Genomic DNA, 13229 nt, shown 5'->3' on the forward strand with positions numbered 1-13229 from the left:
CTCCGTCGCGTCTAGAGGATCAGCCCGAGGCGCGGCGGGCGGGTGCCGTGCAGGGTGTGGTTGCCGAGGTGGACGTACTTCCAGCGTGCGGGATCGTGCAGCGAGTGCACCCGGACGTTGCGCCAGTGCCGGTCCAGGTTCACCGCACCGTCGGTGCCCGACGTGCCGGTGAGCTCGAAGATCGCGCCGGCGATCTCGACGGCGTCCTGCTGGGCCAGCGCCTTGGCCGCCGCCACCGTCAGCGAGGCGTGCGCGGCGGCATCCCGGGTCACCTCGGGGGCCGCGTATGCCTCGTCGATGAGCGCGGTCCCGCGCGCCAGCAGCGCCTCCAGCGCGTACAGGCGCGCGGTCAGTTCACCGAAGCGGCGCACGACGTGCGGTTCCTGGTCGGCCCGCTCGATGCCGGCGTCGAGGGCCTCCTTCCACGGCCGCGACCTGGTGCGGACGAACACGGCCCCGTCTTCGAGGGCGGCCCGGGCGATGCCGATGTCGATCGCGGCGTGCAGGGCTTGGTCGAAGGCGCCGAGCACCGACGGATCCGCGGTGATCGGGTCCGGCGGCGGGCCCTCGTCGATCAGCAGGTCGTCGTCGACCACCACGTTGTTCAGGCGCACCTCGCCGCTGGCCGTGCCCCGCTGGCCGAAGGCCGACCAGGACTCCAGGTCCAGCGTGACACCTTCCTGGTCCGGGCGGACGAATGCGGTTGCGGTGTCGCCGTTTTCGCGACCCTCGATGCGTGCGGCGACGGCGATCCACGTCGCGCCGAGCGTGCCCGTGGCGTAGTACTTGGTGCCGTTGAGCACCCAGTGGCCGTCTCGGCGGGTCACGGTGGTCCGCCGGTCCAGTGCGTGCGCGGTGCCACGCTCGGCGCTCGCGTTGCCCAACTGGGCGCCCGCCAACAGGTCGGCGTAGATGCGGGGTGCCGGCTGGGTGTGCCCGAGCCCGGAGATGGCCTGCGCGACGACGAAGTGCGACAGCAGCAGCTGTCCGACCGCACCGTCGGCCCGGGCCAACCGGCGCAGCACCTCGACCACCGTCGAAGCCGGCAGTCCGGGTCCGCCGTGTGCGGTGGGCACCGAGATGCCGAGCAGGCCGGACTCGGCCACCAGCCTCAGCTGCGGGGTGAGCACCGCTCCTGCGCGTTCACGTTCGGCGCTACCCGCAGCGATGGCCTCGGCCACCTCTTCTGCGGCGGCGAGTGCGTCCGCGGGTGTTCGCAACAGCGTGTCTGGGATGCGGTCGGTGATGTCGGTTGCCATGAGCGCAACGTACGGAGCCTGCCGCGTGCTGCAGATATTTGCGAGCAGCGAGAATGTTTGTCACCGGGATGCCGCGCGTGCGCTGGTACAGTGACGTACCGGAGACCGATCTAAGGAGCTCGGCATGACCGCGGACGCCACAACCCGCAGTTCGGCAGGCGGACGACCCGTCGTGGAGACCACGAACGGGCCCGTGCGCGGTGTGGACGACGGAAGTGTGAAGTCATGGAAGGCCGTTCGCTACGCGGCGGCCCCGGTCGGTGAGCTGCGGTGGCGCGCACCCGAGCCGCCGCAGGCCTGGTCGGAGCCCGTCGACGCCGGCCGGGTGGGCCCGGTGTGCCCGCAGCCGACGGATCCGAGGATTCCCATCGACCTCGGCGCCCCGCAGGGTGAGGACTTTCTCACGCTGAACATCTGGGCCCCGTCGGGCACCCAGCCCGGTGACGCAAAACCGGTGATGGTGTGGATACACGGCGGCGCCTACATCCTGGGCTCGGCCAGTCAACCGCTCTACCACGGCGGCACGCTGGCGTCCGGTGGGGATGCGGTGGTGGTGACCGTGAACTACCGGCTCGGCGCGCTGGGCTTCCTGGAACTGTCCACCCTCGGCGCCGACCCCGAGCGGTTCGCCACCAACCTGGGCCTGCGCGACGTGCTGGCGGCCCTGGAGTGGGTGCGCGACAACATCGCGGCGTTCGGTGGTGACCCCGGCCGGGTCACCGTGTTCGGTGAGTCCGCCGGCGGTGGCATCGTGGCGTCGCTGCTGGCAAGCCCGGCCGCGGCGGGATTGTTCAGCGCCGCGATCGCGCAGAGCGCGCCGGTGACCTCCACCTACGAGCTGGGCCGGGCCCAGCGGGTGGCCGAGCGGTTCCTCGACGTGCTCGGAGCCCGCCCCGACGACCTGCACCGGCTCTCCGAGGCGCCGATCGACGTGCTGGTCGAGGCGTCCCGGACGGTGTTCGACGAGGTTCCGGTGCGCACCCCCGGGACGCTGGCGTTCGCCCCGACCGTCGACGGCGACCTGCTCCCGGACTATCCGGTGAACCTCGCCAGGCAAGGCAGGACGCATCCGGTGCCGCTGATCATCGGCACCAACAAGAACGAGGCCGCGCTGTTCCGGTACATGAAGTCGCCGCTGATGCCGATCGCGCCGGCCTCCATCAAGGCGATGTTCGCCGAGATCGCGGCCGAACAACCTGGTCTGCAGCTGCCCAGCGAGGACATTCTGAAGGGCACCTACCGCGGCCGCGGCAAGACCAAGGGGCTGGGGCTGACCAGTGACCTCGGATTCCGGATGCCGTCGCTCTGGTTCGCCGACGGACACCGTGCGGTGGCGCCGGTCTACCTGTACCGCTTCGATTTCCACACTCCGCTGCTGCGGCTGGTGCGCCTGCACGCCGCGCACGCCACCGAGCTCCCGTTCGTGTGGGGCAATCTCGTCGCCGGCCGCAGGGATCCGACGTTCGCGCTCGGCGGTCGCAAGTCCGGGGCCGCGGTCTCCGAGCGCATGCGGGCGCGTTGGGTGAGTTTCGCCGCGCACGGCGCACCCACCGGTCCTGCAGGCGAGCCGGTCTGGCGGCCCTACGGGGCTGACGACCGCGCGACGCTGGTGATCGACAAGCAGGACACCGTCGTCGACGACCTCGACGCCGACGTCCGGCGCGCCTGGGGCGACGACGTCCTCAGCTTCCTGTAGGACCGTAAACTCACCTCGGAGGTGCTCACCGTGGAGTTCCTGGACTTCCTTCCGCCGCAGATGCGCGAACCGGTGCTGTTCGCGATCCCGTTCTTCCTGCTGCTGCTCACCATCGAGTGGACCGCCGCGCGCAAGCTCGAGCACACCGCCCCGGACGGGGGAAGTCCGGCCGTCGGCGCGTACCACACCCGCGATTCGTGGGCGAGCGTGTCGATGGGGCTGGTGTCCACCGTCACCATGAGCGTGTGGAAGTTCCTCGCGCTGTTGGGGTATGCCGCGCTGTACGCCTATGTGGCGCCGTGGCAGCTGTCGGCGACCCAGTGGTACACGTGGGTGATCGCGCTCGTCGGCGTCGACCTGCTGTTCTACGTCTATCACCGGATGGCGCACCGGGTCCGGATCGTCTGGGCCACCCATCAGGCGCACCACTCCAGCCGGTACTTCAACTTCGCGACCGCGCTGCGGCAGAAGTGGAACAACAGCGGTGAGATCCTGATGTGGATCCCGTTGCCGCTGTTGGGTGTTCCGCCGTGGATGGTGTTCTTCGCGTTCTCGGTCAGCCTGATCTACCAGTTCTGGATCCACACCGAGCGGATCGGAAAGCTCTGGCGTCCCGTCGAATTCATCTTCAACACGCCGTCCCACCACAGGGTCCACCACGGCATGGACAAGCTGTACCTGGACAAGAACTACGGCGGGATCCTGATCATCTGGGACCGTCTCTTCGGCACGTTCCAACCCGAGGTGTTCCGGCCCCACTACGGGCTGACCAAGCCGGTGGACACGTTCAACATCTGGAAGCTGCAGACCCACGAGTACGTCGCGATCGGGCGCGACGTCCGTGCCGCGCGGGGGCTGCGCGCCAAGCTCGGCTACATCTTCGGTCCGCCGGGATGGGAACCGTCGACGGCCCCGGGGGCGCGGGCGGCGGCGCATGCCACGCCGTAGTGTGCGCGCTGTGCAGACAGTCTTCGATGCCGATGTCGACCCGGCGCTGGTGGACCGCTCGCTGGCCGGGACCACGTCGGGGTCGGTGTGGCTCGACATCCCGCGCCCGCAGTTCCCGACCCCATCCGGCCCTCCCGTCACCTGCGACCTGCTGGTCATCGGCGGCGGCTACACCGGCCTGTGGAGCGCGCTGCACGCCGCCCGTCGCCACCCGGACCGCCGCATCGTCCTGATCGAGGCCGACCGGATCGGCTGGGCCGCCTCCGGCCGCAACGGCGGATTCGTCGACGCCAGCCTCACCCACGGCTACGAGAACGGAAAATCGCGCTGGCCCAACGAGATCGACACGCTCGAAGCGATGGGCGTGGAGAACCTGGACGGCATGCAGGCCGAGATCGCCGAACTCGGACTCGACGTCGAGTGGGAACGCACCGGCATGCTCACCGTGGCCACCGAACCGCACCAGGTGGAATGGCTCGCCGACGCCGCCGCCGACGGGCAGGGACTGTTTCTCGACCAGCCGCAGGTCCGCGCGGAGGTGGACTCACCCACCTACCGGGCCGGGCTGTTCAGCGCCGACACCTGCGCGATCGTCCACCCCGCCAAGCTGGCGCTGGAACTGGCGCGGGCCTGCCGCGAGGCCGGCGTCGAGGTGTTCGAGCACACCACCGCGACACGAATCGATTCGGGCGGCGCCGCGCTGCGGGTGCACACCGACGGACCCGCGATCAGCTGCCGCCAGGTGGTGCTGGCCACCAACGTGTTTCCCAGCCTGCTGCGGCGCAACCGGCTCTACACCGTGCCGGTGTACGACTACGTGCTGGCCACCGAACCGCTCACCGAAACCCAGCTCCACCGCATCGGCTGGCAGGCCAGACAGGGAATCGGCGACAGCGCCAACCAATTTCACTACTATCGCCTGACGAAGGACAACAGGATCGTCTGGGGCGGCTACGACGCCGTCTACCACTTCGGCAGGCGGGTGAACGCGGCCTACGAGGACCGCGATGAGACCTACCGCCGGCTGGCCGCGCATTTCTTCATCACGTTTCCGCAATTGGACGACGTCCGGTTCACCCACCGGTGGGCGGGCGCCATCGACACCAACACCAGGTTCTGTGCGCACTGGGGGCTGGCCCGCGAGGGCAGGGTCGCCTACGTCAACGGCTACACCGGACTCGGCGTGGCGGCCACCCGCTTCGCCGCCGACGTGTGCCTGGACCTGCTGGACGGCGCACCGTCACCGCGCACCGAGCTGGAGATGGTGCGCAGCAAGCCGTTGCCGTTCCCGCCCGAGCCGCTGGCCAGTATCGGAATCCAGGCCACCAGATGGTCCCTGGATCGCGCCGACCACTCCGCGGGCCGGCGCAACCTGCTGTTGCGGGCCCTCGACGCCGCCGGCCTCGGCTTCGATTCCTGAGCAGCTGAGCCGTTTGTAACGACCCTTTATCCGACCGCGATGAGCTGGTTACATCATCATCACGGGTAGGTCGGAGGGGCTGTGTCTGGTCGGTCGTCATCTCGAGTGCTGCACCTGCTGTTCGCAGTCCTCGCACCCGTGCTGGCGCTCGCGCTGCAGACAGTGCCCGCGCAGGCCCAGCCCGGCGTGCTGGTCTTCCCGGGGATGGAGATCCACCAGGACACGGTGCTGTGCACCCTCGGGTACGTGGATCCGCAGACCCGGATCGGCTACACCGCGGGCCACTGCCGCGCCTCCGGCACCGTCTCCGACAAGTTCGGCACGATGATCGGTACGCAGGGCACGTTCCGGGACAACACCCCCGACGGGATGACGGTCGACACCAACCACCAGATCATCGATTGGGAGGTCATCCACCTCGCCCCGCACGTCGCGGTCAACAACGTGCTGCCCGGGGGCAAGGTGCTGGTCACCGATCCTGCGGTGCTGCCCGTGCGGGGGATGCCGGTGTGCCACTTCGGCGTCGTGACCGGCGAGAGCTGCGGCACCATCGAGTCGGTGAACAACGGTTGGTTCACGATGGCCAACGGCGTGGTGAGCCGCAAGGGTGACTCCGGCGGACCGGTCTACACCCCGACCCCGGACGGCCGCACGGTGCTCGTCGGCTTGTTCAACAGCACCTGGGGCACGCTTCCTGCGGCCATCTCCTGGCAGGTCGCCAGCCAGATGGCCGAGGCCGACACCATCTCGGCCGCGTCGGCGGTCGTCGCGCCCCAGCCCTAACCGAGCTCGAACACCGGGATCGACGGCGCGACCTCACGGATCTCGGCCGGGGTCGACTCCGGGGTGAGGCCGCCGACATGGCCCTTCACCTGCCAGTACCACCGGTCGAGGTAGCGCCGCAGCAGTTCGGGCTTGGCGTCGTCGGCGATCTCGACCACGGTGTGCGGGCGCGACCGCCAGCGCGGCCCGACCTGGACCTGCCCGGCGGCTCGGGCGTTTCGGGCCCACTGCGTGTTTCCGCGTGGGGAGACCAGGTAGCGGCGGCCGTCGACGGTCAGCAGGTTGACCACGACCCCGCGGAGTCGGCCGGTGGTGCGTCCGCGCACCCTGATCGCGGTGCTGCCCTGGATGCTGACCCCGAGGTCGGCGCACCAGCGGACGACGTCGTTGAAGATCCGGGCCCCCGTGCCGGGGGCGTCGTAACGAGTTGACATGGGCTTCTCCGTTCTGAGGACATTTTCGAGAGCAGTGCTCTTGGTTCAAGCGTGTCACGGATGGCGCTGAAATTCAAGAGCAGTGATCTCGGTTGTGCGACACTGGCCGCGTGGGCAAGCGACAGGACACCCGGGATCGCATCGAGCGCCAGATCGTCGAGATCGGCCGCGCCCACCTTGTGACCCACGGAGCCGCGGCCCTGTCGCTGCGCGCCATCGCCCGCGAACTCGGCATGGTGTCCTCGGCGGTCTACCGATACGTCGCCAGCCGTGACGAGCTCCTGACCCTGCTGCTTGTCGACGCCTACGGCGAGCTCGCCGACTCCGTCGAGCGCGCCCGCGACGCCGCGGCCGGAGATTGGCAGGACCGGCTGCGCGCCGTGGCGCACGCCACGCGTGCATGGGCCGTTCACCATCCGGCCCGCTGGGCACTGCTGTACGGCAGTCCGGTTCCGGGCTATCACGCCCCCCGGGAGCAGACCGTCGGACCCGGCACCCGGGTCGTCGGCCTGCTCTTCTCCGCGATCGCCGAGGGTGTCGCCGCCGGGGCTGTTCGAACTTCTAAAGTCGCTGTGCCGCAATCACTGTCGTCGGACTTCGACCGATTGCGGGCCGAGTTCGAGTTCGTGGCCGACGACGACGTGGTGGCCAGGTGCCTGGTGTTGTGGGCCGCGCTGGTCGGCGCGATCAGCCTCGAGGTGTTCGGTCAGTACGGGGCCGACACCTTCGCGGACGCCTCCGTCGTCTTCGATGCGCAGATGGATTTCGTGATCGACCTGTTCTGCCGGCAGGGCGCGAATTAGAACACGTTCTAGCTTGTGCGGGCCGCTGGCGATATTCTCGATGCGATGCTTGACCAGACACCTGTCCAGATCGCCTGGGTGACCCGTGACCTCGACGCCACCGAGACGGCGCTGACGTCGTTGCTCGGCGCCAGAAGGTGGGTGCGCATGCCCGGCGTGCACTTCGGCCCGGACACGTGCACGTACCGCGGCGGACCCGCCGACTTCGTCGCCGACATCTCGCTGAGCTATGCCGGCGACACCCAGCTCGAGCTGATCGCCCCGGTCAGCGGGGACAGCATCTACCGCGAGTTCCTCGACCGCTGCGGCCCCGGGCTGCACCACGTGTGCGTGGCGCTGGCGGCGGACGAGTTCGACGCCGCCGTCGCGCAGGCCGACATCGTCATGGCGGGCACGATGGCCGGCGGCATGCGGTTCGCCTACGCCTCCGCCGCGGACGCGGGCGTACCGTTCATCGAATTCGCCTACATTCCACCGGAAATCCGCGCATTTTTCGACCACATCAAACAGGAGCAGAAGTGAGCATGCAGCACATCCCCGAGACCGTGAACGTCGGCGACGTCACGTCCTGGTCCGACGAGGTCGACGTGGTGGTGGTCGGTTTCGGCATCGCGGGCGGGTGCGCGGCCGTCAGCGCCGCCGCCGCAGGCGCGCGGGTGCTGGTGCTCGAGAAGGCGGCCGCCGTCGGCGGGACGACGTCGATGGCCGGCGGGCACTTCTACCTCGGCGGCGGTACCGCCGTGCAGCAGGCCACCGGACACGACGACTCGGCCGAGGAGATGTACAAGTACCTGGTGTCGCAGTCGCGCGACCCCGAGCACGACAAGATCCGCGCGTACTGCGAAGGGAGTGTTGAGCACTTCAATTGGCTTGAGGCGCTTGGCTTTCAGTTCGAGCGCAGTTACTACCCGGGCAAGGTCGTGGTGCCGCCGGGAACCGAGGGGCTGTCCTACACCGGCAACGAGAAGGTGTGGCCGTTCTGTGAGCAGGCGAAACCGGCGCCCCGCGGCCACTCGGTGCCGGTACCGGGGGAGCTGGGCGGCGCGGCGATGGTGATCGATCTGCTGCTCAAGCGGGCGGCCGACCTGGGTGTGCAGATCCGCTACGAGACGGGAGTGACCGGCCTCGTGGTGGACGACGACGGCGCCGTGGTGGGTGTGCGGTGGAAGCACTTCACCGAAACCGGTGAGGTCAAGGCCAAATCGGTGGTCATCGCCGCCGGCGGGTTCGCGATGAACGCCGAGATGGTCGCCGAGTACACCCCCGCTCTCGCCGCAGAACGCAAGACCAAGCACCACGGCACGGTCGCGCCCTACATCCTCGGCAACCCCAACGACGACGGCCTCGGGATCAAGCTCGGTGTCTCGGCCGGTGGCGTCGCCGCCAATCTCGACCAGCTGTTCATCACCGCGGCCGCCTACCCGCCCGAGATCCTGCTCACCGGCGTCATCGTCAACAAGGACGGGCAGCGGTTCGTCGCCGAGGACTCCTACCATTCGCGCACTTCGGCTTTCGTGCTCGAGCAGCCCGAGCAGACGGCGTACCTGATCGTGGACGAGGACCACATGCAGATGCCGGAGATGCCGCTCATCAAGTTCGTCGACGGCTTCGAGACGATCGCGGAGATCGAATCGGCGCTCGGTATCCCCGACGGCAACCTCGCCGCCACGCTGGAGCGCTACAACGCCAACGCTGCTGCCGGTGTCGACCCCGATTTCCACAAGCAGCCCGAATACCTTGCCGCACAGGACAAGGGGCCGTGGGCGGTGTTCGACCTGTCCCTGGGCCGCGCGATGTACTCGGGATTCACCATGGGCGGGCTGACCGTGTCCATCGACGGCGAGGTGCTGCGCGAGGACGGCAGCGCGATCCCGGGCCTGTACGCGGCGGGCGCATGCGCGTGCAACATCGCCCAGGACGGCAAGGGGTATGCGAGCGGTACGCAGTTGGGGGAGGGATCGTTCTTCGGGCGGCGGGCGGGAGAGGCCGCAGCGCGGCGGGCGGGAGAGGCCGCAGCGGAGCGGGCCTAGGGGGCGTCGGCTCCGGCGAGCCCGAGCCGCCACCGGCCGTCGCCGAGAAGAGCCAGCTCCTTTTCGCACTGTCTGATCACGGTGCCGCGGTGCGCGACGCTGACCAGGATCGTGTCCGGGAGCTCGTCGCGCACCATCTGATAGAGCATCGTCTCCAGGCCCACGTCGAGGGCGGAGGTGGCTTCGTCGAAAAACGCCGCCTTGGGCCTGGTCAGCAGGATGCGGGCGAACGCCACTCGCTGCTGCTCACCCGGGGACAGCACCTTGGCCCAGTCCTGCTCTTCGTCGAGACGGCTCACCAGATGCGGAAGAGCGACCTTGTTCAGGACCGCGACCAGCTCGCTGTCCGGGATGTCCCCAACCTGACGGGGGTAGGACAGCACCGCGCGCAGATCGCCGAGCGGGACGTAGGGCAGCTGCGAGAGGAACATCGTCTCGTTGGTTCCCTGCGGGCATCGCAGCGTACCCGTCGTGTACGGCCACAGCTGCGCGAGACTGCGCAGCAGCGTCGTCTTGCCCGTACCCGAGACGCCGGTGACCGCCAGCGTGTCACCCGCCTCGAGGCGAAGATCGATCGGGTCGATCAGCTGGGTGCCGTCGGGCTTGCGCACTTCGACGTCGTCGAGTTCGACCGTGTTCCCGGAACTGGGTTCGACTGTCAGAGTGGGCAGTTCGCGACCCTCCTCGTTGGCGACCACCAGTCCGTGCAGACGGATGATGGCGGCGCGGTATCCGGCGAACTGGTCGTAGGCGTTGCGGAAGAACGACAGCCCGGTGAGGATCTCGCGGAACGCGCCCGCGGTCTGCGAGAGCTGTCCCAGCGTGATCTCGCCGCTGAAGAACCGTGGGAACTGCACGATGTAGGGGATGAGCTCCTGTGCCTGGCTGATCGACAGGTTCCAGCCGAGGAAGCCGGCCATCCGGTTCACGTACTTCTTGTAGTTCTCGACGATCGGCCCGAACCGGCGCCGCAGCCCGGTCCTCTCGGCGATCTCGCCGCGGTAGAACGCCACGGCTTCGGCCGCATCACGCAGTCGGACCAGCGCGTAACGGAACGCGGCGTTGAACTTCTCGTTGTTGAACGACAGCGTGATGATCGGACGTCCGATCACGAACGCGACGACCGTCGCGAACAGGATGTAGACGATGCCGATGACGAACATCGCCTTGGGCAATTCGAACCCCACGAACGGCAGTGTCACCGGACCCGACAGGTTCCACAGGATCGTGGTGAACGAGATCATCGCCGCGATCGAGGACACCGCCCCGAACAGCAGCGTCGACCCTGAGGTGTTGTTCGGCATGTTCGGCAGCGGGCCGACACCCGCGGTGAAGATGTCGATGTCGGCCTGGATGCGCTGGTCGGGGTTGTCGATGGTGTCGTCGATGAACCGGGACCGGTAGTAGGCCTTGCCGTCGAGCCAGTCGCCGGTCAGCCGATCGGTGAGCCAGGTCCGCCACCGCAGCATGAAGCGCTGCGTGAGCAGCAGATCGACCATGATGCTGACCACGTTGATGACGGCCAGCACCGCGAAAACGCCCATCGACATCCAAAAGCCGTCCCCGCCCGACTGTTTGACGGCGTCATCGCCCGCACCGACGCCGGACGCGATGACCTGGAAGCTGGTCATCATGTCGTTGCCCTGGAAGCTGAACAGCACCGACAGCCGCACGCTCAGGATCACCAGCAGCAGGATGACGGCCAGCCACAGCCAGACGATCAGGCTCTCGGGGCCGGTGAAATAGCCACGGGTGACGCGCCAGAACTGGCGACCCCAGGTGGTGAACCGCACGATCAGCGCCAGCACGACGATGGTGGCCACCGCGGCATATGCCCAGCCCTGGGCGATCCACCACAGCGAGGTCCACAGCTCGTTGCCCCAATCAAGTGTCGGGGTGAACGTTTCCATTCGGGCAAGGTACCCCGACGGTTCGCCGACGGCCTGTCACAGGGGGCTAACCCGGGGGTGCGAGTCTTTCCAGCCGCCATTCGCCGCCGCCGATGAGCTCGAGGTGCCTGTTGTGGAACGGCGAAACGGAGCTGCGGTGGCTGACGCTGACGACGATGGTGTCCGGTAGCTCGGTGCGCAGCAGTCGGTAGAGCATCTCCTCGAGACCCTCGTCCATCGCCGAGGTCGACTCGTCGAGGAACACCGTCCTCGGGCGGGCGACCAGGATCCGGGCGAACGCGATGCGCTGCTGCTCGCCGACCGAGAGGACCTTCGCCCAGTCCTGGACGTCGTTGAGCCGGATCACCAGTTTGGACAGCGCGACGTCGAGCAGCGCCTTCTGCACGACCCTGTCGTCGTAGGTGCCGGGCGGCTGTGGATAGCTCACCGCGGTGCGCAGATCACCGATCGGGAAGTACGGCAACTGCGGAACGAACATCGTCTCGTCGCGGCCTTCCGGTAACCGCACCCGTCCCGACGCGTACGGCCACATCCCGGCCAGACTCTGCATCAGCACCGTCTTGCCGATTCCCGACGGGCCGGTGATGACAAGGGCCTCACCGGTGTCGATCTGCAGGTCGAGGGTGTGCACCAGAGGTGTGCCGTCGGGCCTGCGCACCTCGACGCCCTCCACCGCCAGCTCACCGTCGTCGGACGCTGTGGTGTCCACCGCGGTGAAGGCGCCCGCACGGGTGTTCTGGTCGGCCAGCCCGTCGAGCCGGATGATCGCCGCGCGGTAGCTCGCGAACTGGTCGTAGGCGTTGCGGAAGAAGGACAGCGAGTCGTGGATGGCGCCGAACGCGTTCGACGACTGCCAGACGTCGCCGAACGTGATCCGCTGCGCGAACAGGCCCTGCGCCTGCACGAGCCAGGGGAGCGGGTTGATCGTCTGGCTCACCGACACGTTCCAGCCGAAGTACAGCATCATGCGGTGCAGCCAGCCGCGGTAGTTGTCCATCACCGAATCCAGCCGGCTCTTGAGCACCGACCGTTCCGCCGGCTCGCCCCGGTACAGCCCGATGGCCGCGCCGGCGTCGCGCACCCGGACCAGGGCGTACCGAAATCCTGCGTTGCGCAACTCATTCAGGTAGCTCAACCGGATCAGCGGCCGTCCGATCGCGAACGCCACGATCGTGGCCACCAGCACGTAGACGATGACGATCCAGAACAACGCCCGGGGCAGCGTCAGCCCGCCGAGAGTGACGGGTTCGGACAGCCGCCACAGGATGGGACCGAACGACAGCACCGACAACACCGCCTCGACGGCACCGAACAGCAGCGTGTTGCTGGAGTTGTAGATCGGGTTGTTCGTGTTGCCCCCGACCCCGGCGGTGAACACGTCGACGTCCTGCTGGATCCGCTGGTCCGGGTTGTCGATCGGCCTGCCAGCGAACTGTGCGCGGTAGTAGGCGAGATCGCCGAGCCAGTCGTCGATGAAGCGCCGGCTCAGCCAGACCCGCCACCGCATCATGAACCGCTGCGTGAGGTACATGTCGGCGAGCAGGCGCACGACGAAACACACGGCCAGCACCGCGAACACCCGCATCGACGCCCAGAATCCGGCGACCCCGCTGGACATGCCGCCCTGGAAGGCCACCTGCAGCGACGTGAACAGATCGTTGACGTAGTAGGTCAGCAGCACGTTGATGCGGACCGAGACGATCACCGACAACAGCAGGACCGCGACCAGCAACCAGGCCGCCGCGCTGCGCCGGCCGGTGAAGAAATCGCCGGTGATGCGCCAGAACTGGCGTCCCCACTCGGTGAACCGGGCGAGCCCGACCAGGACGACCAGCAGGCACAGCGTCGTCAGCGCGAACGTCGTCGCCACCCAGATCAGCGAGTTCAGGTACTCGCGACCCCAGTCGAGAGTCGGCTGGAACGTCCCGGTGTCAACCGTGTCCACC

The 13229-nt window shown here is 68.3% G+C and carries 11 protein-coding genes; 7 read left to right on the plus strand and 4 right to left on the minus strand.

Annotation, left to right across the window (positions count from 1 at the left end):
* Positions 1–11: 11 nt before the first annotated feature.
* Positions 12–1259: an acyl-CoA dehydrogenase family protein gene (locus BN976_RS17995; protein ID WP_051558486.1), complete on the minus strand. Its 1248-nt coding sequence runs from the start codon at positions 1257–1259 to the stop codon at positions 12–14.
* Positions 1260–1383: 124 nt separating this feature from the next.
* On the opposite strand from BN976_RS17995, the gene BN976_RS18000 reads away from it, so the two are divergent.
* The 4 genes from BN976_RS18000 to BN976_RS18015 all read left to right on the plus strand — a co-directional run bounded on the left by BN976_RS18000 (position 1384) and on the right by BN976_RS18015 (position 6106).
* The gene (locus BN976_RS18000; protein WP_011780379.1) at positions 1384–2955 is read left to right on the plus strand and encodes a carboxylesterase/lipase family protein; all 1572 of its coding nucleotides are present in this window, start codon (positions 1384–1386) and stop codon (positions 2953–2955) included.
* 60 nt (positions 2956–3015) lie between these two features.
* Positions 3016–3903: a sterol desaturase family protein gene (locus BN976_RS18005; protein ID WP_051558515.1), complete on the plus strand. Its 888-nt coding sequence runs from the start codon at positions 3016–3018 to the stop codon at positions 3901–3903.
* Positions 3904–3913: 10 nt separating this feature from the next.
* On the plus strand, positions 3914–5323 hold the full coding sequence (locus tag BN976_RS18010; protein WP_036373193.1) for an NAD(P)/FAD-dependent oxidoreductase: 1410 nt from the start codon (positions 3914–3916) through the stop codon (positions 5321–5323).
* A gap of 81 nt (positions 5324–5404) precedes the next feature.
* A complete protein-coding gene (locus BN976_RS18015) occupies positions 5405–6106 on the plus strand; it encodes an Rv1815 family serine proteinase (protein WP_011780376.1) in 702 nt (233 codons plus the stop codon).
* Here BN976_RS18015 and BN976_RS18020 read toward each other — a convergent pair.
* Positions 6103–6540 carry a nitroreductase/quinone reductase family protein gene (locus tag BN976_RS18020; RefSeq protein WP_036372674.1) on the minus strand — a complete coding sequence of 146 codons (438 nt, stop codon included), beginning with the start codon at positions 6538–6540 and terminating at the stop codon, positions 6103–6105. The genes BN976_RS18015 and BN976_RS18020 overlap by 4 nt on opposite strands.
* A gap of 110 nt (positions 6541–6650) precedes the next feature.
* On the opposite strand from BN976_RS18020, the gene BN976_RS18025 reads away from it, so the two are divergent.
* Genes BN976_RS18025 through BN976_RS18035 form a run of 3 tightly spaced genes read left to right on the plus strand, consistent with a single transcriptional unit; the run spans position 6651 to position 9373 of the window.
* The gene (locus tag BN976_RS18025) at positions 6651–7343 is read left to right on the plus strand and encodes a TetR/AcrR family transcriptional regulator (protein WP_036372677.1); all 693 of its coding nucleotides are present in this window, start codon (positions 6651–6653) and stop codon (positions 7341–7343) included.
* Between the two features lie 45 nt (positions 7344–7388).
* Positions 7389–7865 (plus strand): VOC family protein, encoded by a 477-nt coding sequence (locus BN976_RS18030; protein ID WP_011780373.1) that lies wholly within the window; start codon positions 7389–7391, stop codon positions 7863–7865.
* Positions 7866–7867: 2 nt separating this feature from the next.
* Complete coding sequence (locus BN976_RS18035; protein ID WP_036372680.1) at positions 7868–9373, plus strand: FAD-binding protein; 1506 nt, start codon at positions 7868–7870, stop codon at positions 9371–9373.
* Here the strand turns inward: BN976_RS18035 and BN976_RS18040 are convergent.
* Complete coding sequence (locus BN976_RS18040; protein WP_011780371.1) at positions 9370–11283, minus strand: ABC transporter ATP-binding protein/permease; 1914 nt, start codon at positions 11281–11283, stop codon at positions 9370–9372. The two genes, BN976_RS18035 and BN976_RS18040, sit on opposite strands and share 4 nt — an antisense overlap.
* 46 nt (positions 11284–11329) lie before the next feature.
* Positions 11330–13228, minus strand: coding sequence for an ABC transporter ATP-binding protein/permease (locus BN976_RS18045; RefSeq protein WP_011780370.1), 1899 nt, complete (start codon positions 13226–13228; stop codon positions 11330–11332).
* Position 13229: the final 1 nt, after the last annotated feature.

It is taken from the genome of Mycolicibacterium austroafricanum (genome assembly GCF_000612725.1).
Lineage (GTDB): Bacteria > Actinomycetota > Actinomycetes > Mycobacteriales > Mycobacteriaceae > Mycobacterium > Mycobacterium austroafricanum.